Here is a 20183-nt window from a genome sequence, read left to right on the forward strand (position 1 = left end):
ATCCGGGCCCGGTTGGCTTCACGGAGTGAAGTTTGAGAGCCGGGAGTCGCCCGGTCAGTGCCCACGCGGGCACACTACCGTCCGCGACGTCCACCGGTCGCCACGTGCGTGGACGCGTCGCCCCGCCGAGGGGACGACGCGTCCGAGCACGCGGGTCAGGCGTTCACTTGTTGTGCCGGAACCACCGCGGACAGGCCGTCACGACCACGGCCAGTCGAACCCGTGGTGGTGGCTCGGGGACTGCTTCTCGACCAGCACCGCGACCGTGCGTGCCGGGACCGTGACGGTGCCCGACGCCTTGGCCCACGTCGTGCCCTTGACCACGGGGTCGGAGCCCGCGGCCTGGACCGGCGAGAGCGCGAGCGTGCGGCCCGCGAGCGCGGGGACCGTCTGCGTCGTGGCCTCGTCGGACGCGTTGAGCACCACCAGGACGCCCTTCAGCGACCCGTCGACGTCCTTGCCCACCGTGTCGTCGATCCGCATGACGATCACGCCGGGGGTCGCCGTCGTCCCGCCGTCGGGGAACGAGACCTTCTGCTCGATGAGCTGCGCGGACCCGAGGCGGAACAGGTCCGTCGAGAACCGCAGCCGCAGCAGGTCGTCGGCCGCGGACGAGGCCGCCCGGATGTCGGCCGCCGCCGGCTTGAGCGCCGGGTTGGCCAGCGCGGGCTGGTCGTAGACCCACATCGCCTGGTTGTCGGCGCTCGGCGGCAGGCCGCGGCCGAAGCCGTTGTCCTGCTTGGTGAAGTCGAGCGAGTTGAACCAGTCCCCGGAGTTGAACGAGTTCTTGTCGAGGGACTTGCTGCGCAGCAGGTCGGCGCCCGCGTGCCAGAACGACGGCGTCTGGGCGAGCGCGGTCGTCGCGAGCGACAGGGTGTTCATCCGCACCCGGTCGGTCATGGACGTGGCGGTCGGCAGCTTGAGCGTGAGCGAGTCGAACAGCGTCTGGTTGTCGTGCGCGTCGACGTAGGTGATGACCTCCTCGGGCGAGTCCGCGTAGCCGGCGGGCTGCCCGTTGTAGTCGATCTGGGCGCCCGTGCGGGTCGTCCCGTCGGCCGTCTCGAACGAGAAGGCGCGCAGGTTGCCCGCCATGCCGAGCTTGACGAGGTCGGTGTCGTGGCCGAGCCGCGCGAGCTGGTCGGCCTCGGTCCCGTTGACGGCCGCCCCGTTCGGGTCGGTCGCCTCACCCGAGCCGAAGCCCTGGATGCGGGGGTCGGAGTCGAACGGGCCGCCGCCACGGACGGCGTCGCGCAGCCGGTCGCTGAACGTCCCGATGCCGGTCCCGCCGAGCTGGCCCTGCGTGGCCTGGGTGAACAGGGCGTTGTTCGCGACCTCCCCGAAGTTCCAGCCCTCGCCGTAGAGGTAGACGGCCCTGCCGTCGACGCCGTCCTTGCGGGGGGTGAGCGCGTCGAGGGCGGTCCGCACGGCCTTCATCGTCTCGACCGAGTGGTGGCCCATGAGGTCGAAGCGGAACCCGTCGACCTTGTAGTCCCGGGCCCACGTGACGACCGAGTCGACCATCATCTTCCCGGCCATGGCGTGCTCGGTCGCGATGTTCTGGCAGCAGGTCGAGGTCTCGACCCGACCCACGGCGTTGAGCCGGTGGTAGTAGCCGGGCACGACGCGGTCGAGGATCGACTTCGGGTCCTGGCCGCTCGCTGCGGTGTGGTTGAACACCTCGTCGAGCACGACCTGCAGCCCGTCGGAGTGCAGCGCGCCGACCATCGTGCGGAACTCCGCGACGCGGGCGCCGCCGAACGCGTCGACCGCGTACGAGCCCTCGGGCGCCGACCAGTGCAGCGGGTCGTAGCCCCAGTTGTAGCCGTCTGTGTCGGCGCCGGCCATGACGCACGCCTGCTGCTCGGTCGAGTCCGGTGCGAGCGACGGGAGGTCGCACGCCGGGGTCGTCTGGGCGCTGCGGTCCTCCTCGATCGACGCGATGTCGAACGTCGGCAGCAGGTGCACGGTGGTGAGGCCGGCCTCGGCCAGCTCACGCAGGTGGTTGCGACCCGCGCCGTTGACCGCGAACGCGAGGTAGGTCCCGCGCTTGGCCGCCGGCACGCTCTGGTCGTTGACCGAGAAGTCCCGCACGTGCAGCTCGTAGATCGTCTGGTCGACGGGTGCCACGACGGGCTGCTTGGCCTTCTCCCACTGCCGCGGCCGGTAGGCCGGGTCGGCGAGGTCGACCAGGACGGAGTGCGTCGAGTTCAGGGTGAGGGCGACCGACGACGGGTCGGTGACCTCGTTGACCTCGACCTTGTCCGTGCTCGGCACGTACACCGAGACGGCATACCGGTACGCGGCACCCTTCCAGCTCGTGTCACCGCGGACGGTCCACGACCCGTCGGACTGCCGTGCCATCGCGACGCGCTGGGGGGCCGCCGTCGTGTCGGGCGCGTTCGTTCCCGACGCCGGCCACAGCAGCAGGTCGACTCCCTGGGCGGTCGGCGCCCACACAGCGAGCGTCGGCTGCTTCTTGCTCCACGTCGCACCCAACGTACGGTCCGCTGCATCCGCGGCGTACACGTCGTCGAGCACGCCCGGGATCTGCACGCCGGTGGCCGCCTGCAGGGTCCCGTCGGAGGCTGCCTGCGTCACCAGGAGCTCACCCTTGAGCAGCTCGGCCACCGCCGCACGGTCCGTGTCCACGGGGTGCAGCGCGATGTAGCCGGCCAGTGCCGGGAACCGGCCGAGCTCAGCAGCGCTGAGGCCCGCCGGGTCGTACGTGAGCGCGACGGTCGTCCCGCCCGTCACAGCGCCGTCGACGACCGTCACCGCGCCGTCGGACGACGCGTGGAGCGCGAAGGTCAGTGTCGCGGGGTCGGCCCCCGCGAGGAGCGCCGCGGGCCACGCGATCGTGCCGGCGTCGATCCACTGCGCCCGCACCTCGCCCGTGCCGGGCAGCGGCGCGTCGGTGACGCCGACCGTGAGGATGTGCGTCGCGAGCACGTACGTGAAGGTGACGGGCTTGCCGCCGGGAGCGGTGAACGAGATGTTCGCCCCGCCCGCGACGCCGTCCGCACCGTAGTTCTCGGTCCAGGAGAGGTTGTGCACGACCTTGAGCTCGTAGGTGCCCGCGGGGATGGCAGCGGCCGTGTAGGTGTAGGTGCCGTCGCCCTCCTTGTCCTGCAGGGACGTCACGACGCAGTCGGGCTGCCAGTCGCCGGGGCAGCCGACCTCGCTCTGGTAGGAGCCGGGCAGCGTGATCAACGGGCCCTGGGCGCTCGAGGAGAACCACTTCGTCGCGTCGTCGTAGACGAACGTGACCGACGCGGGCGCTGCGAGCGAGAACAGCACGTTGTCACCGCCGGGCGCACCACCTGCGCCGTAGTTCTCGGTCCACGAGCCGCCGATGGCGATCTTGTACTGCCAGTCACCGGCCGGGACCGTGAAGGTCCCCGAGTACACGCCGTTGCCACGGTGGGTCAGAGCGACGGCAGCGCAGTCGGGCTGCCAGTCGCCCGAGCAGCCCAGCTCGCTGTCGAGGCTGCCGGGGATGGTCACCAGGAGATCGGTGCGACCCCCGACCGAGCCGGGCGGCTCGGGCACGACGCCGTCGACGGCGATGCCGACCGAGGCGTAGGTGGAGCCGGCGACGCGGTTGCCGGCGGCGTCCGTGGACACGGCCCGGTACTCGACCAGGGTCCCCGGCGCCAGCGTCGTCACGTCGTGGAACACGCGCGGGCTCGTCGTCTCGGCGGTCCCGAGCGGGGTCCAGCCCGTCGCTCCGGCCACGCGGTACGCGACGGACGTCTCGCTCCACGTGCTGCCGGGCACCTCGGCCGCGACCGGGGAGACCCCGGACAGGGCGGCACCCGCGGTCGGCGCGGACACGGTGATCGCCGTCGAGCTGCCGCTGGCCCAGGCGCCCACGGTCCGGTCGGCGCGGAGCACGACGGCGGACAGTGCCGGGACCGTGAGCGCGACCGAGCCGGTCGCGTCGGCCGTGACGGGATCGGTCGTGCCGTAGAGCGGCGCGTAGGTCGCGCCCGGCGTGAGCGTCGTCAGCGTGACGGTCGCCGGGGTCGCGGCGTTGTTGAGCGCCACGAGGTGCTCGATCTTCTCGGTCCGGTCGACGCGGGCGAACGAGTAGACCGACCCGCTCGCGGACAGCTGGATCTGTGCGCCGTCGGACAGCGCCGGGTTCGCCGACCGCAGGGCCGCGAGCCCGGCGATGTGCTGGTAGAGCGCCGCCGACGTGTCGTAGCGGTCGACCGAGCCGGCCGTCGTCCCGTCCACGAGCGCCTGGTTCGCGTACTCCGCGACCTGGGTCGCGAACAGCGACTGCCTGGCGTCCTTGTCGGTGCCGCCGAGCGAGCCGTTGCCCACGAAGCCCTGCTCGTCGCCGTAGTACACGACGGGCTGCCCGCGCGTCAGGTACATGAGCGAGTGCGCGAGCTCGTCCCGCGCGACCTGGCTGCCGGCGTCCTTCAGCATGTAGCCGATCCGGCCCATGTCGTGGTTGCCGAGGAACGTCGGCAGCGCCGATGCGCTGGTCGTCGGGGTCGTGTAGTAGTCGTCGGTCGCGAACAGCGCCGCCAGACCGGTCGCCGTCGAGCCCTTGGCGAAGCTGGCCGCGCCCGACTGGAACGAGAAGTCGAGCACCGAGCTCATGTCGGTCGTCCGGACGTACGGGGACGTCTTCGTCGCGTCGGCGTCGTAGACCTCACCGAACATGAAGAAGTCGGGCTTGCCGTGGGCGCGGGCGTAGTCCCGGACCGCCGTCGTCCACTGCTTCCAGAACTCCATGTTGACGTGCTTGGCCGTGTCGATGCGGAAGCCGTCGATCCCCAGGTCGACCCAGCCCTCGTAGACCTGCTCGAAGCCCGCGACGACAGTCGGGTGCTCGGTCATGATGTCGTCGAGACCGTCGAAGTCGCCGTAGGTGACCGACTCCCCCGCCCACGTCGAGTTGCCGCGGTTGTGGTACAGCGTCACGTCGTTGAGCCAGGACGGGACCTTGAGGTTGGCGTCCTCGGTCTTGACGACCGGGGTGTACGGGAACGACGTCGCGGCCGAGAGCGCCGGGAACGTGCCCGTGCCGGCGTAGGTCGCCGGGTCGAACGCCGTGCCGGACGCGTCGAGGTACGGGGTCGTGGCCTTGTCGATGTACGTGTAGGCCTGCTGGGTGTTGTCGATGACGTCGGCGGTGTGGTTCGTGATGATGTCGAAGTACACCTTGATGCCCCGCGCGTGCGCGTCGGCGATGAGCTGCTCGAGCTCGGCGTTGGTGCCCAGGTGCGGGTCGATGCGCGTGAAGTCGGTGATCCAGTAGCCGTGGTACCCGGCAGAGGCGTTCGCGCCCGTGCCCTGGACCGGCTTGTTGAGGAACGACGGCGTCAGCCAGATCGCCGTGGTCCCCAGACCCTGGATGTAGTCGAGCTTGCTGCGCAGGCCGGCCAGGTCGCCGCCCGAGTAGAAGCCCTTGTCGGTCGGGTCGAAGCCCGTCGCCATCCGGTCGCCCGTGAGACCGCCGGTGTCGTTCGACGCGTCGCCGTTGGCGAACCGGTCGGTCATGACGAAGTAGAACTGCTGGCCGTCGCCGGCCTCGCGCGCGGGCGGCGCCACGAGCGCGTCGTCGGCCGCGGTGTAGCCGCCCGGAAGCTCGACCGGGGCGAGCGCGATCCGGTGGGTCGTGTCGTCGAACGTGAACCGGACCTTCGCCGAGCCCGCCAGCACGAGCGGGATGTTGTCGGCCCCGCCGTTCGCCCCGTACGCCTCGTCCCAGGTCCCGTTCACCGCGACCTTGTACTCGAACGATCCGGCGGGCAGCGTCCACTCGGCGGCGTACTGCCCGGGCGTCGCGGTCGGCGCGAGGGCCGTCGCGGCACAGTCGGGCTGCCAGTCACCGGGGCAGCCGAGCTCGTCCTGGAGCGAACCGACGACGGCGAACGTGCGCGGCTCCGCGGCCGCCGCAACGGTGCCGCCCCCGAGGTGCCCGCCACCAGCCCGACGGTGGCGAGGGCCACCGCGGCGAGTGTTGAGGTGAGCTTCCGGACCATTGCGTCGACAGCGACCATTCCCGGCTCCTTCGTCGCCCGCACGACGATGTGCGGGATGGCGTGTGGGGCTGACCGTAGCGATTACTGCAAATCACCGCAATACCTGAGAATTCGCACGACATCATGGGATGAATAACGCCGGAAATCACGTCGCCAGCGGCTGCGTCCGCGCAGGTGACACGCCTGCGGGCATGCGCACCGGGGCCGAACTGCTTACAGCCGGCACACAGGTCGCCCTCGAGGGGCGCTCCGCTCCCCCGCGCTCAGGTGCGTCCGGGAGGCCTTCGCTCAGTCGGTCCCGCGCAGCTCGTCGAGGCGCTCGGCAAGGCCCGAGACGGCGTCGTCGACCTCGACCAGCTTGTCCCGGCTCGTCGCACCCGAGACGAGCCGCACGTGCCGACGCCGGGCCCCGAGCGCGTCCGCGAGGGCCGCGAGCGCGGCCTCCGTGGCCGCGCCGTCGACCGCCCGGGCGTTCACGGAGACGACCAGCCGGTCGCCGTGCAGACCGCCGACGCGCGCGCGGGACACACCCGGCTTGACCCTGATCGCGACCCGCACGGTCATCGGCTCACGGGCGCCGGCGGCCGGTGGCTCAGATGAGTCCGAGCGCCTGGACGGCCGCCCGCTCCTCGACCAGCTCGGCGACCGACGCATCGATGCGTGCACGCGAGAACTCGTCGATCTCGAGACCGTGCACGATGTGCCACTCGCCACCCTCCGACGTCACGGGGAACGACGAGATGAGGCCCTCGGGCACCCCGTACGACCCGTCGGAGACGATCCCGGCCGACGTCCAGTCGCCCGCCGGCGTGCCGTTGACCCACGAGTGCACGTGGTCGATCGCCGCGTTCGCCGCCGAGGCCGCCGAGGACTGCCCGCGCGCCTCGATGATGGCCGCGCCCCGCTGGGCGACCGTCGGGATGAAGACGTCCTCGACCCACCGGGGGTCCGCGACGACGTCCGCCGCCGGGCGGCCCGCGATCGTGGCATGCGTGATGTCCGGGTACTGCGTCGTCGAGTGGTTGCCCCAGATCGCGAGGCGCTTGACGTCGGCGAGCTGCACGCCGGTCTTCTTGGCGAGCTGGATGTGCGCGCGGTTGTGGTCGAGACGCGTCATGGCGGTGAAGCGGCCCGCCGGGACGTCCGGCGCGTGCGACGCCGCGATCAGCGCGTTCGTGTTCGCGGGGTTCCCCACGACGAGGACACGGATGTCGTCGGCGGCGCCCGCGTTGATCGCCTGCCCCTGCGGCCGGAAGATCCCGCCGTTCGCCGAGAGCAGGTCGGCCCGCTCCATGCCGGCCGTGCGCGGCCGCGCGCCGACGAGCAGCGCCACGTTGGCACCGTCGAACGCCGCCGTCGCGTCGTCGAAGATGTCGACCCCCGCAAGCAGCGGGAAGGCGCAGTCGTCGAGCTCGAGCGCAACTCCCGCTGCGGCCTTCATGCCCTGGGTGACCTCGAGGAGGCGGAGGCGGACGGGCGTGTCGGCGCCGAGCAGCTGGCCGGAGGCGATGCGGAACAGCAGCGCATATCCGATCTGGCCGGCGGCGCCCGTGACCGTGACGTTGACGGGTGTCGTCATGAGAGATCTCCTTCGATCGGTTCTGCTGACGCGGGCGAAGCGTGTGGTGGTGCCTGCGAGCCGGGGCGGGAGCGCCCCGACGGTCATGCCAGGCGCGCTGAGAGGTTCTCGTCGAGCGCAGCGAGGAAGGCCTCGGTCGTGAGCCACTCGGCGTCGGGCCCGATGAGGAGCGCGAGGTCCTTGGTCATCTTGCCGCTCTCGACGGTCTTGATGACGACGTCCTCGAGCGTCTCGGCGAACCTCGTGACCTCGGGCGTGCCGTCCAGCTTGCCGCGGTGCTTGAGCCCGCCGGTCCACGCGAAGATCGAGGCGATCGGGTTCGTCGAGGTCGGCTTGCCCGCCTGGTGCTGGCGGTAGTGGCGCGTCACCGTACCGTGCGCCGCCTCGGCCTCGACCGTCGTGCCGTCGGGGGTCATCAGGACGCTCGTCATGAGGCCGAGCGAGCCGAAGCCCTGCGCGACGGTGTCGGACTGCACGTCGCCGTCGTAGTTCTTGCACGCCCAGACGTACCCGCCCTCCCACTTCATCGACGCGGCGACCATGTCGTCGATGAGGCGGTGCTCGTACGTCAGGCCGGCCGCGGCGAACTGCGTGGCGAACTCGGTGTCGAACACCTCCTGGAAGATGTCCTTGAACGCGCCGTCGTACGCCTTGAGGATCGTGTTCTTGGTCGACAGGTAGACCGGGTAGCCGCGCTGCAGGCCGTAGGCGAGCGAGGCGCGGGCGAAGTCGCGGATCGAGTCGTTGAAGTTGTACATCCCCATCGCGACGCCGCCGCCCTCGGGGTACGTCACGACCTGCTGCTCGATCGGCTCGGAGCCGTCCGACGGGGTGAACGTGAGGGTCAGCGTGCCGGCGCCCGGGACCTTGAAGTTGGTCGCGCGGTACTGGTCGCCGAACGCGTGGCGGCCGATGATGATCGGCTTGTTCCAGCCGGGCACGAGGCGCGGGATGTTCGAGATGATGATCGGCTCGCGGAAGACGACGCCGCCGAGGATGTTGCGGATCGTGCCGTTGGGCGAGACCCACATCTTCTTCAGGCCGAACTCCTCGACGCGGGCCTCGTCGGGCGTGATCGTCGCGCACTTCACGCCGACGCCGTGCTCCTTGATCGCGTACGCCGCGTCGATCGTGACCTGGTCGTCGGTCGCGTCACGGTTCTCGATCGACAGGTCGTAGTACCGCAGGTCGATGTCGAGGTACGGGTGGATCAGGCGGTCCTTGATGAACTGCCAGATGATCCGCGTCATCTCGTCGCCATCGAGCTCGACGACGGGGCCCACGACCTTGATCTTCGCCATGCGGGGATGCTCCTGTGCTGGGGTGAGTTCTCGTGCCTGCGACCAAGATTACTCGACATCAAGAGACTTTGCGTCGCCCGCACATGCGGGACGGGCCCGGCCGGGTGATCCCGGCCGAGCCCGTTCCTCGTGCGGTGCTACTGGCGTGCTGTGATCAGGAAGCAGCCTTGACGATGGCGAGGAGCTTCTCGTCGTTGGCGTACGACTCGGCAGCGTTCGCCTTGGTGACGATCTGCGGCGGCAGCAGGTACGCCGGGACGGTCTTGACGCCGTTGTCGTACGACTTGGTGTCGTTGACGTCAGGCGTCTTGCCCGTGCTCAGGTCGGTCGCCATCTGGATGGCGGCCTTGACGAGGTTGCGGGTGTCCTTGTTGATCGTGGAGTACTGCTCGCCAGCCATGATCGACTTGACCGACTCGACCTCGGAGTCCTGACCGGTGACGGTCGGGAGGTCCTTGCCGGCACCCTTGACCGACGTGAGGATCGCGCGGGCCAGCGTGTCGTTCGGGGACAGGACGCCATCGAGCGTCTTGTCCCCGTTGTACGTGCTCGTCAGGAGCGAGTCCATGCGGCTCTGGGCGTTCTCGGCCTTCCAGCCGGCCGTCGCCGTCTGCTTGATGTCGGTCTGACCCGAGCCGACGATGACGTCGCCCTTGTCGATGGCCGGCTGCAGGATGTCCATCGCGCCGTTGAAGAAGACGGCCGAGTTGGCGTCGTCCGAGGAGCCCGAGAAGAGCTCGATCGTCCAGGGGCCGGTGGCCTTCTTGGCCTTCATGCCGTCCAGCAGGGCCTGGCCCTGGAGCTGGCCGACCTTGAAGTTGTCGTACGCGACGTAGTAGTCGACGGCCTTCGTGTTGAGGATCAGACGGTCGTACGCGATGACGATCGCGCCGGCGGCCTGAGCGGCCTCGACCTGGGTGCTGAGCTGCGCACCGTCGGCCGCACCGATGATGATGACCTTCGCGCCCTTGGTCACCATCGCGGTGATCTGGCCCTGCTGGTCGGCGACGGTGCCCGAGGCGGCCGCGTACTGCACGTCCGACTTGAAGCCGGCGTCCTTGAGGCCCTGGGTGAACAGGTCACCGGCGAGAACCCAGTTCTCCGACGTCTTCGACGGGAGTGCGACCCCGACGAGCGAGTCGGCGGCGAAGCCCGCGGCCGCGGCCGAGGCCGAGCCCGAGGCTGCGGGGGTGGTCGTGTCGGCCGTGCGGCTCGAGCAGGCGGTCAGCGACAGCGCTGCCACCGCGGCGAGCGCGAGGGAGGTCTTGACGATCTTGCGCATGGTGCGTCACATCTCTTTCTAGGAAGTGATCGTGCGTGGTGCTACCCGGCAGCTGCTTTGCTGCCGCGGTGGTCGTTCTTCCTCTGGGCGACGCTGGACGTCGCCTTCACTCAAGAAGCGACGCGGACGGGCCCTGACGGGTCGTTGACTGCCTCGTCCTTCTCGAACCTTCGTGTCATCAACCCGATGAGGGACGGCTTGCCCTGCATCTTGTTGTAGACGTCGATCCCGACCGCGATGAGCAGCACGAGACCCTTGATCATCTGGACCTTGTCCGCGCCGACGCCCATGAGCTGCAGGCCGTTGTTCAGGACCGCCATCACGAGACCACCGACGATCGAGCCGGTGACCGTGCCGGAGCCGCCGGCGACTGCCGCGCCACCGATGAAGCAGGCCGCGATCGCGTCGAGCTCCCAGTTCAGGCCGTCCTGAGGACCGGAGGCGGCGGAGCGGGCGACGAAGATCATGCCCGCGAGGGAGGCCAGGACCGACATGTTCATCATGACCAGGAAGTGCACGCGCTTGGACTTGACGCCCGAGAGCTGTGCAGCCAGCCGGTTGCCACCGACCGCGTAGATGTGGCGGCCGAAGATCATGTTGTTCGTGATGAACGAGTACAGGACCACCAGGGCCAGCAGGATGAGGCCCGAGACCGGGAAGCTGGTCCCGACGCGACCGCCGGCGAACAGGAACGCGGCGTAGACGACGACAGCCACCAGGACCGTGACCTTGACGACGCTCACCCACGTGGGCGCCATCTCCGAGCCCATCTCGCGCTGCGTCGCGCGCAGGCGGAACTCGCGGATGACCACGACGATCGCGATCAGCACGCCGAGCAGCAGGGTGAGGTTGTTGTACCCGGTGTTCGGTCCGACCTCGGGCAGGTAGCCAGCGCCGATGGTGCGGAAGCCCGGGGGCACCGGGATCGTGTTCGCGTTGCCGATGAACTGGTTCATCCCACGGAACAGGAGCATGCCGGCGAGCGTCACGATGAAGGCCGGGACACCGATGTACGCGACCCAGAAGCCCTGCCACGCGCCGATCGCCGCACCGATCACGAGCCCGAGGATGATCGCGAGCCCCCACGGGAGGTCGAACTTCTGCATCGCGGTGGCCACCACGATGCCGGCCACCGCGGCCACGGACCCGACGGACAGGTCGATGTTGCCGAGGATGATCACCATGACCATGCCGATGGCGAGGATCAGGATGTAGGAGTACTGGCTCACGATGGCGATCAGGTTGACCGGGTCGAGCGTCAGCCCGTGGGTCAGGACCTGGAACAGCAGGATGATCCCGACGAGCGTGAAGATCATGCCGAATTGACGGGCGTTCGACGTGCCTCCGCCGAACATCTTCTTGATGTCTGAGAATTTGGTGGTCATCGGTCCTGAGTCTTCTTCTTGGTCGAGGTCATGGTGCGCATGAGCGCTTCGGGGGTTGCGTCGGCGGCGGCCACCTCACTGGTGATCTGGCCTTCGAAGATCGTGTAGATCCGGTCCGAGATCCCGAGCAGCTCGGGGAGCTCCGAGGAGATGACGATGACGCCCTTCCCCTGGTCGGCGAGCTGCTGGATGATCCCGTAGATCTCGTACTTGGCCCCGACGTCGATACCCCGCGTGGGCTCGTCGAGGATGAGCAGGTCGGGCTCGGTGAACATCCACTTCGCCAGGACGACCTTCTGCTGGTTCCCGCCCGAGAGCTTGGAGAGCCCCTCGTCCACGCTCGGCGTCTTGATCCGCAGGCTCGTGCGGTACCGCTCGGCGACCGCGTTCTCCTGCGACTTGTCGATCCGCTGCCCGTGGGAGATCCGGCTGAGCTTCGCCGAGACGATCGCCCGCTTGATGTCGTCGAGCAGGTTCAGGCCGAGGACCTTGCGGTCCTCCGAGACGTACGCCAGACCGTGGTCGATCGCCTCCGACACGTCGCGCACCTGGATCGCGTGGCCGTCCTTGACGATCGTGCCGCGGACGTAGTTGCCGTAGGACCGCCCGAACACGCTCATGGCGAGCTCGGTGCGGCCGGCGCCCATCAGCCCCGCGAAACCGACGATCTCGCCGCGCCGGACCGAGAAGGTCGATCCCTTGCACACGAGCCGCTCGGAGATCTGGGGGTGCTCGACGGTCCAGTCCTTGACCTCGAAGAACACCTCGCCGATGTTCGGCGTGTGGTCCGGGAAGCGGTTCTCGAGGCTCCGGCCGACCATGCCGCGGATGATGCGGTCCTCGTTGACGCCGTCGATCTCCTTGTCGAGCGTCTCGACGAGGCGGCCGTCGCGCAGGATCGTGATCGAGTCGGCGACCTGCTCGAGCTCGTCGAGCTTGTGCGAGATCATGATCGACGCGATGCCCTTGCTCCGCAGACCGACGATCAGGTCGAGCAGGTGCTGGGAGTCGGCCGCGTTCAGCGCGGCGGTGGGCTCGTCGAGGATGAGCAGCTTGACCTGCTTGCTCAGGGCCTTGGCGATCTCGACGAGCTGCTGCTTGCCGACACCGATGTTCTGGATCAGCGTGTCGGGGTCCTCGTCGAGGCCGACTCGTGCGAGCAGCTCGATCGCGAGGCGCTTGGCGGTCTTCCAGTTGATCACCCCGCGCTCGGCGGGCTCGTTGCCGAGGAAGATGTTCTCGGTGATCGACAGCCCCGGGATCAGCGCCAGCTCCTGGTGGATGATCACGATGCCCGCGTGCTCGCTGGCGTTGATGTCCTTGAACCGGACGACCTCGCCCTGGAAGACGATCTCGCCGGTGTACGTGCCGTACGGGTAGACGCCCGACAGCACCTTCATCAGGGTCGACTTCCCGGCACCGTTCTCACCGCAGATCGCGTGGATCTCGTTCGCCTTGACCGTCAGGGAGACGTCCGCGAGCGCCTTGACGCCGGGGAACTCCTTGGTGATCGCTCGCATCTCGAGGATCGTGGGCTCAGCGGACATCGACGAGCCTCTCGTTCTGCGCCACGACGCCGCGCGACGGAGCGAAGCGGCGAAGGTGGGGGGAGCGGGCTTGCATACGTGCCTCCGGCGTGACTGCGCTGTCTGGGGAGGCGACAGCGCCTCGGCTCCGAAGTCAACCGCGGTCGGAGCCTTGGCGTCAACTCTTGAATACAACGACTTGGTAACGACTTCCGAACGCAACAGGGCTCGAGGGCGGTCGGAAGACCGAGGCGACGATCAGCCGAGGACGGGGTGACGCAGCACCAGGGCGGCGGCACCGAGCGCCTCGGCGCGGTCGCCGAGCGACGACACGGCCAGCCGCGTCGTCTGGCCCGCGACGGCGATCGCGTACCGGAGCAGGCCTCGCCGGATCGGTTCGAGCAGGATCTCGCCCAGCACCGCGAGCGGTCCGCCGACGACGACGACCTCGGGGTTGATCAGGTTCACCACGCTCGCGAGGGCCCGCCCCGTCGCGACACCGGCGTCCTCGATGACCCGGAGCGTCGCGGTGTCGCCCGCGAGCGCCTGGCGGACGATGTCGTCGGTGGTCAGGCGGGGCACCTGACCGCGGTCGAGCAGGTCGATCATCGTCGACGTGGACGCCGCCATCTCGAGGCAGCCGCGGTTGCCGCACCGGCACAGCGGGCCGGTGTCCGAGATCGGTGAGTGGCCGATCTCGCCTGCGATCCCGACATGCCCGTGGTACGGCTGCCCGCCCACGATCAGCCCGCAGCCGATACCGCTCCCCAGCTTGAGGAAGACCAGGTTGTCGACCGACGAGTGCGGACCCCAGGTGACCTCGGCGAGCGCACCGAGGTTGGCGTCGTTGTCGAGGAAGACCGGGACGCCGAGGCGCTCCTCCAGGGCAAGCTGAGGATCCAGGTCGTCCCACTCCGGCCACAGCGGACCTTCGAGGACGTGACCCGTGCGGTTGTCGATCGGCCCGGGGATCCCGACGCCGACCCCCACCACCGCGCTGCGTGGCACCGAGCTCTCGGCGAGGAGGTCGGCGAGGAGCCCGGTCGCCATGTCGATCCCCTCGTGCGGCCGGCGCTCGTGCGGCAGGGCGACCGAGCGCTCGGCGATCACCTCGTACCCCAGGGTCGCCAGGCACACCCGGACGTGCGTCCGGCCGAGGTCGATCCCGACCGGGACGATGCCGCGGTCCTCGAGCCGCACGAGCACCGCGCGTCGCCCCGAGCTCGTGGTGGGGGACGTCGTGACGATGCCGCGGCCCACCATCGCGCGCACGATGCTCGACACGGTCGCGGTCGACAGGCCCGTGTGCCGCGCGAGCTCGGCCTGCGTGGAGGCCCCCGCGGTGGTGAGCATGCCGACGACGCGCTGCACGTTCAGCGAGCGCAGCGCCGTCTGGGAACCGGGCTGACGCGCCGGCCCGCCATCGGCTCCGGTCGCGGTGTCCACGCCGCAACAGTGCCCGACTCCCCCGTTGTGGTCAAGAGACACACGCGTCCCCCAGTCGCGCGTTCGACACCCGAACGCATGATTCGCGCGCGGACGGCGAGACCGCGGGACCACTCTCGGCCCCCGCAACCACCGACCGTCAGGCAGTGGCAGAACTGAAGGACGCACCGAGGTTCGGCTGGCATGCTGGGGGCGCTCAGCCGCAGACCGGACGACGAGGCCCCGCCTCCGTCCGCGCGGCCCACGACTGCGACGACAGGAACACCATGTCCCAGGACACCCCCGCCACGCCCACCCCCGACCCGCTTGCCGTGAACGCCGACGAGGTCTTCGCCGAGTACGGGATCCCCGCCGAGAACCCCGCCGCGATCGTCGTGACCACCGGGCCCGGCCTCGTCGCCCGCCTCGGCGCCGAGGCCTTCGGCACGTTCTTCCTCGTGCTCGCCGGGCTCGGCGTCGCGCTGTACGCGGGCGTCACGGGTGTCGGCGGCGGACCGCTCGCCGTGGCCCTCGCGTTCGGCATCGCGGTGCTCGCGAGCGCCATCGCGGTCGGCCACGTCTCGGGCGGGCACTTCAACCCGGCCGTGACGTTCGGTGCGGCTGTCGCGGGCCGCACCGCCTGGCGCGACGTGCTCCCCTACTGGCTCGCCCAGCTCGTGGGCGGCGCACTCGCATCGGCGCTCCTCTACGTCGCGGCCGCGTCCCTGCCCGCGCTCGCCGGTAACGAGCGCACGTTCTTCAGCTCCGTGGCGAACGGCTTCGGCGCGCACTCCCCGATCGCGGCCCAGACCGGCGGCGAGGGCTTCGGCCTGCTCGGCGCGCTGCTGATCGAGCTCGTCGTGACTGCGGTCTTCGTCGGCGTCATCCTCGGCGCGACCGACCGCCGTTCGGCGCACCAGCAGGCCCCGTTCGCCATCGGGCTCACGCTCGCGGTCGGCATCCTCATCGCGATCCCCGTGACCAATGGCGCACTGAACCCGGCGCGGGCCACCGCTGCCGCGATCTTCTCCGACAGCTGGGCGTTCACCCAGCTCTGGCTGTTCTGGGTCGCCCCGCTCGCGGGCGCCGGGATCGCTGCGCTCGTCTACCGCGCGTTCGCCGCGGAGCGCGTCCAGGACGACCTGCTCGGCGAGCCCGACATCGAGGAGATCGTCGTCACCGAGGAGTACGTCGCCGAGACGCCCAACCCCTGACAGGACCCACGACGCCCGGGCGACCCCGCACCCCTGAGCGGGCGGCGCCCGGGCGTCGTGCTGTCCCGGTCCGTCAGTGCGCGGGGATCACCTGCGACAGGATCGCGAGCGCGAACGCGAACGAGAAGAGGATCAGCACGTCGAGCGGCCGCCCCCGGGCGACGAGCGCCGCGGGACCGGGGGGCGGCGTCGCAGCGCGGACGACGGCCCCGACGGCCAGCAGACCCGCGAGGGTCAGCGCGCCGGCGGCTGTGCTGACGAGCACCGCGACCGCGATCGCGACGCCGACCCCGACGGTCACCCACCACAGCGACGAGTTGCGGCCCGCGGCGAGCGAGGCGCGGGCGATGGCGCGCGGGTCGAGCGACAGCTCCTCGGCCACGAGCGGGTCGGCGCTGCCCGTCGGGTCGGCGCTGGCCGTCGGGTCGGCGCTGCCCAGCGGGTCGGGCGTGATGACGGGGTCCGCGAGGGCGCCCTCGTCCGGGGCGACCGAGTCTGCGTGCGGCATGCCGTCCGCCGACCCTGCCGTGCCCGCGGCATCCCGCTCGCCGGTACCGTCCTGCGCCATCGATGTGCCTCCCGTCCGGGAGACTACCGTTGCCCGCGTGACGGTCCCTGCACAGCCCCGGTCCGTCGTCGTCGTCGGTGCCGGCCTTGCCGGGTCCCGGACTGTCGTCGCGCTGCGCGAGCAGGGGTTCGACGGGCACGTCACGCTGCTCGGCGCGGAGGGCCTGGCGCCGTACGACCGGCCGCCGCTCTCGAAGCACCTGTTCGACCAGACAGCCCCTGCCTGGCTCGCGGACGAGCTCGGCGGTGACGCGGTCGGCCTGGCTGACGACGTCCGGCTCGACGCGCCGGCGCTGGGCCTGCGGATCGGCCCGAGCTCGGTCGACGTCACGACGGCCCACGGGACGACGACCGCCGACGCCGCGGTGATCGCCTCCGGTTCCCACGCCATCCGGCCCGCTGGCTGGGATGCCGCCGCGACGCTGCACACGGCCGCCGACGCCGCCCACCTGCGGTCACGGCTGACTCCCGGAACCCGGCTGGTCGTCATCGGGGCCGGGTGGATCGGTGCCGAGGTCGCGGGGGTCGCGGCGGCCGCGGGCGTCACCGTCACGGTCGTCGAGGCGTTGGGGGCGCCACTGACGTCCGCGCTCGGCGTCGACGTCGGTGCGCTGACCGCGTCGTGGTACGCCGCGGCAGGGGTCGAGCTCGTCACCAGCGCGCGCGTCGCGCAGGTGCGCGCCGACGGCGTGGAGCTCGAGGGCGGACGGCGCCTCGACGCGGACCTCGTGCTCGCGGCGGTCGGCGCTCGCCCGGGCACCGGCTGGCTCGCGGGCGGCCTGCCGCTCGACCAGGACGGCTCGGTCCGGGTGGACGGGACCTTCGCACCGCAGGGCGGACCGCGGCACGTGCGTGCGGTCGGTGACGTCGCGCGACGGCTGTCGGCTCGGCACGGCGTCGTCGCCGGCGGTCACTGGGACGGCGCGCTGCGCAGCCCGGCGATCGCCGTGCGCTCGCTGCTCACGCCGGACACCCGGCCCGGGCCCGGGCCCGACGACGACCCGGCGCCCTACGTGTTCTCGACCCAGCTCGGCCACGAGCTGGCGATGTTCGGTCAGCCCGGCGCGGCCGACGACGTCGTGCTGCGCGGCGGATCGTCGGCCGGACCGTCGGCCGCGCCCGGCGACGGCTGGACGGCGCTGTGGTTCAGCCCAGGCACCGATGCGCTGACGGCCGTCCTTGCGGTCGACCGCCCACGGGACGTCGCGGCGGCACGCCGGCTGTTCACCGGACCGGCCCTGCCCCGGCTCGACCGCGGCAGGGCCGCCGACCCGACCCTGGCGCTCCGGGCGGCCGTCACCGGCTGATCCGCCCGACCGGACCGCCCGCCCGGCAGGACCTTCCTGCCGGGCGGAAGGGTTCGGTCAGTGCGCGAAGTGCCGGGTCCCGGTGAGGTAGAGGGCGACCCCTGCGGCGACCGCGGCCGCGACCACCTCGTCGTCGCGGATCGAGCCGCCCGGCTGGACGACGGCCTTGATGCCCGCGTCGAGCAGGACCTGGAGCCCGTCGGCGAACGGGAAGAACGCGTCGGACGCCGCGACCGAGCCGCGGGCACGGTCGCCGGCCCGCTCGACGGCGAGCCGGCACGAGTCGACGCGGTTGACCTGCCCCATCCCCACCCCGACGGACGCGCCGCCGGACGCCAGCAGGATCGCGTTGGACTTCACGGCGCGCACCGACCGCCAGGCGAACGCCAGGTCGGCGAGCGTCGCGGCGTCGACCGCCTCGCCGGTCGCGAGGGTCCACGTCGTCGGGTCGTCTCCCGCGGCGTCGATCCGGTCGGTCTGCTGCGCGAGCACACCGCCCGAGACCGCCCGCAGCTCGAACGCGTGCCGCGGCGCGGACGCGACGGTGAGCAGCCGGATGTTCTTCTTCTTGCTCAGCAGCTCGAGCGCGGCCGGCTCGAAGTCGGGGCGATCACGACCTCGGTGAACACGGGCGCGATCTGCTCGGCCGCTGCCAGGGTGAGCGTGCCGTTCGCCGCGATGACGCCGCCGTAGGCCGACACGGGGTCGCACGCGTGGGCCTTGGCGTGCGCGTCGGCGATGTCCGTCCCGGTCGCGATGCCGCACGGGTTCGCGTGCTTGATGATCGCGACGGCCGGTCCGTCGTGGTCGTGGGCCGCGCGCCAGGCCGCATCGGCGTCGACGTAGTTGTTGTAGCTCATCTCCTTGCCGTGCAGCTGGGTCGCGCCGGCCAGCCCGCGGCCGGCCGCGCCGTCGTCGTCCAGGTAGAGCGCGGCGCCCTGGTGGGGGTTCTCGCCGTAGCGCAGGACGTTCCCGCGCGACCAGGACGCGCCCGCGAACGCAGGGAACCCCGACTCGGCCGCGGCGGCGTCGGGCGCGTACTCGCCCGCGAACCACGCGGCGACAGCGGTGTCGTACGCGGCGGTGTGCGCGAACGCGTCGGCCGCGAGCCCGCGGCGCTCGGCGAGCGTGAAGCCGCCCTCCGTCGCGGCGGCCTGGACAGCCCCGTACCGCGCGGGGTCGATGACCACGGCGACGCTCGGGTGGTTCTTGGCGGCCGCACGCACCATCGACGGTCCGCCGATGTCGATCAGCTCGACGCACTCGTCCGGGCCCGCGCCTGAGGCGACGGTCGCCGAGAACGGGTAGAGGTTGACGACGACGAGGTCGAACGGCTCGATGTCGAGCTCGGCGAGCTGCGCCACGTGGTCGGGCCGCCGCGTGTCGGCGAGGATCCCGGCGTGCACGCGCGGGTGCAGCGTCTTGACCCGGCCGTCGAGGCACTCGGGGAACCCGGTGAGCTCCTCGACCTTGGTCACGGGCACTCCGGCGCTCGCGATGGTGGCGGCGGTCGAGCCGGTCGAGACGAGCTCGACGCCCGCGGCGTGCAGGGCCGAGGCGAGCTCAACGAGGCCCGTCTTGTCGTAGACGCTGACGAGCGCCCGGCGCAGCGGGCGGCGCGTCGCTGCAGCGGTCGCGTCGGCGACGGGGGCGAGCGGGGTGAGTTCGTGAGACATGGGTGACCTCCCGGGTCGTTGCGGTCTCGTGAGACGTGAAGGACCCGAGCACCCAGGCGAACGGTGCGACGGCGCAATGCTGCGGCCGCTCCCCGGTGGTTCAGTCCACCTCAGGTACGCCAGTCACGGCCGGGGCCGAGTCTACCCGAGCAGGTCGACGTGCAGCCCGACTCCTGCGGCCGCCGTCGCGATCATCGCGTCGAACACCCCGGGGAAGTCGTCGGCGACCCGGTGCAGGTGACCGTAGAGCTCGGCCGTCAGCCCGCCGATGAGCGAGGCGAACAGCGTGAACGACCGGACGACGGCGCGCGCGGTCTCGGCCGGGACGTCCCTTGGTGCACCCATCCCGGCGAACGTGAACACCTCCGCCGTCACGAGCCCGGCCGGGTCGAAGTCCGGTCCCGCGGGGGTCAGCGAGCCGTCGTCGAACCCCTCGAGCATGATCGAGACGATGACCGCCCAGATCCGCAGCGCCGCGGCGACGGTGTCCTGCGGCGCCTGGTACCCGGGCACCGGGGTGCCGTAGATCAGCTCGAACGAGTGCCGGTTCGCGAGCGCCCAGCCGCGCACGGCCCGAGCGACGGCCAGCCAGGTCTGCGCGGGCGAGGAACCGGCGGCCCGCGCGCGCGACGCGGCCTCCTCGGCGACGTGCCCGACGGCGTCGTAGGCCTCGACGATCAGGAGCGTGAGCAGCGCGTCCCGGGACTCGACGTAGCGGTAGACCGCCGACGACGAGACGCCGAGGTCGCGCGCCACCGCCCGCAGCGACAGGTTCGCTGCGCCGTCGGTTCCGAGGCGTTCGCGAGCCGACGCGAGGAGCTCGCTCATGACCTCGGCCCGGGCGCGTTCGCGGGCACCTCTCGGCGCGTTGGGGCGGTCCTCCACCGGACGAGTGTGATCGACGCGAGCAGTGTTCGCA

Annotated in this window: 12 protein-coding genes, 1 pseudogene and 1 riboswitch; of the genes and pseudogenes, 2 read left to right on the forward strand and 11 right to left on the reverse strand. The window is 71.1% G+C overall.

What is annotated here, in order from left to right:
• Positions 1-198: 198 nt before the first annotated feature.
• The 8 genes from pulA to DDP54_RS04115 all read right to left on the reverse strand — a co-directional run bounded on the left by pulA (position 199) and on the right by DDP54_RS04115 (position 14521).
• On the reverse strand, positions 199-5739 hold the full coding sequence (pulA, locus tag DDP54_RS04080; protein WP_347338495.1) for a pullulanase-type alpha-1,6-glucosidase: 5541 nt from the start codon (positions 5737-5739) through the stop codon (positions 199-201).
• Positions 5740-6290: 551 nt separating this feature from the next.
• Positions 6291-6566 carry a DUF167 domain-containing protein gene (locus DDP54_RS04085; protein WP_242448214.1) on the reverse strand — a complete coding sequence of 92 codons (276 nt, stop codon included), beginning with the start codon at positions 6564-6566 and terminating at the stop codon, positions 6291-6293.
• Between the two features lie 28 nt (positions 6567-6594).
• Complete coding sequence (locus tag DDP54_RS04090) at positions 6595-7581, reverse strand: malate dehydrogenase (protein WP_109130657.1); 987 nt, start codon at positions 7579-7581, stop codon at positions 6595-6597.
• Positions 7582-7664: 83 nt separating this feature from the next.
• The gene (locus tag DDP54_RS04095; protein WP_109130658.1) at positions 7665-8882 is read right to left on the reverse strand and encodes an NADP-dependent isocitrate dehydrogenase; all 1218 of its coding nucleotides are present in this window, start codon (positions 8880-8882) and stop codon (positions 7665-7667) included.
• A gap of 154 nt (positions 8883-9036) precedes the next feature.
• Positions 9037-10164 (reverse strand): sugar-binding protein, encoded by a 1128-nt coding sequence (locus tag DDP54_RS04100; RefSeq protein WP_109130659.1) that lies wholly within the window; start codon positions 10162-10164, stop codon positions 9037-9039.
• Between the two features lie 110 nt (positions 10165-10274).
• Positions 10275-11549, reverse strand: a complete 1275-nt coding sequence (mmsB, locus tag DDP54_RS04105; protein WP_109130660.1) for a multiple monosaccharide ABC transporter permease — start codon at positions 11547-11549, stop codon at positions 10275-10277.
• Complete coding sequence (gene mmsA / locus DDP54_RS04110) at positions 11546-13096, reverse strand: multiple monosaccharide ABC transporter ATP-binding protein (protein ID WP_109130661.1); 1551 nt, start codon at positions 13094-13096, stop codon at positions 11546-11548. The genes mmsB and mmsA overlap by 4 nt, the downstream gene beginning before the upstream one ends.
• 237 nt (positions 13097-13333) lie before the next feature.
• A complete protein-coding gene (locus DDP54_RS04115; protein ID WP_242448215.1) occupies positions 13334-14521 on the reverse strand; it encodes an ROK family transcriptional regulator in 1188 nt (395 codons plus the stop codon).
• A 266-nt stretch (positions 14522-14787) separates the two neighbouring features.
• Here DDP54_RS04115 and DDP54_RS04120 point away from each other — a divergent pair, with 266 nt between their 5' ends.
• Positions 14788-15714 (forward strand): aquaporin, encoded by a 927-nt coding sequence (locus DDP54_RS04120; RefSeq protein WP_109130662.1) that lies wholly within the window; start codon positions 14788-14790, stop codon positions 15712-15714.
• A gap of 73 nt (positions 15715-15787) precedes the next feature.
• Here DDP54_RS04120 and DDP54_RS04125 read toward each other — a convergent pair whose 3' ends face one another.
• Positions 15788-16282 (reverse strand): DUF3017 domain-containing protein, encoded by a 495-nt coding sequence (locus DDP54_RS04125; RefSeq protein WP_242448216.1) that lies wholly within the window; start codon positions 16280-16282, stop codon positions 15788-15790.
• Between the two features lie 37 nt (positions 16283-16319).
• Between DDP54_RS04125 and DDP54_RS04130 the strand changes: the two genes are divergently transcribed.
• Positions 16320-17588 carry an FAD-dependent oxidoreductase gene (locus DDP54_RS04130; RefSeq protein WP_242448217.1) on the forward strand — a complete coding sequence of 423 codons (1269 nt, stop codon included), beginning with the start codon at positions 16320-16322 and terminating at the stop codon, positions 17586-17588.
• A 57-nt stretch (positions 17589-17645) separates the two neighbouring features.
• Here the strand turns inward: DDP54_RS04130 and purH are convergent.
• Both purH and DDP54_RS04140 read right to left on the reverse strand, forming a co-directional pair.
• Positions 17646-19264, reverse strand: a pseudogene (gene purH / locus DDP54_RS04135) (bifunctional phosphoribosylaminoimidazolecarboxamide formyltransferase/IMP cyclohydrolase).
• Between the two features lie 43 nt (positions 19265-19307).
• A riboswitch (ZMP/ZTP riboswitch) is annotated at positions 19308-19401 on the reverse strand.
• A 4-nt stretch (positions 19402-19405) separates the two neighbouring features.
• Positions 19406-20149: a TetR/AcrR family transcriptional regulator gene (locus tag DDP54_RS04140; protein WP_197711313.1), complete on the reverse strand. Its 744-nt coding sequence runs from the start codon at positions 20147-20149 to the stop codon at positions 19406-19408.
• Positions 20150-20183 lie beyond the last annotated feature (34 nt).

The sequence above is a fragment of the Cellulomonas sp. WB94 genome (assembly GCF_003115775.1).
In the GTDB taxonomy this organism is placed as follows: Bacteria; Actinomycetota; Actinomycetes; order Actinomycetales; family Cellulomonadaceae; genus Cellulomonas_A.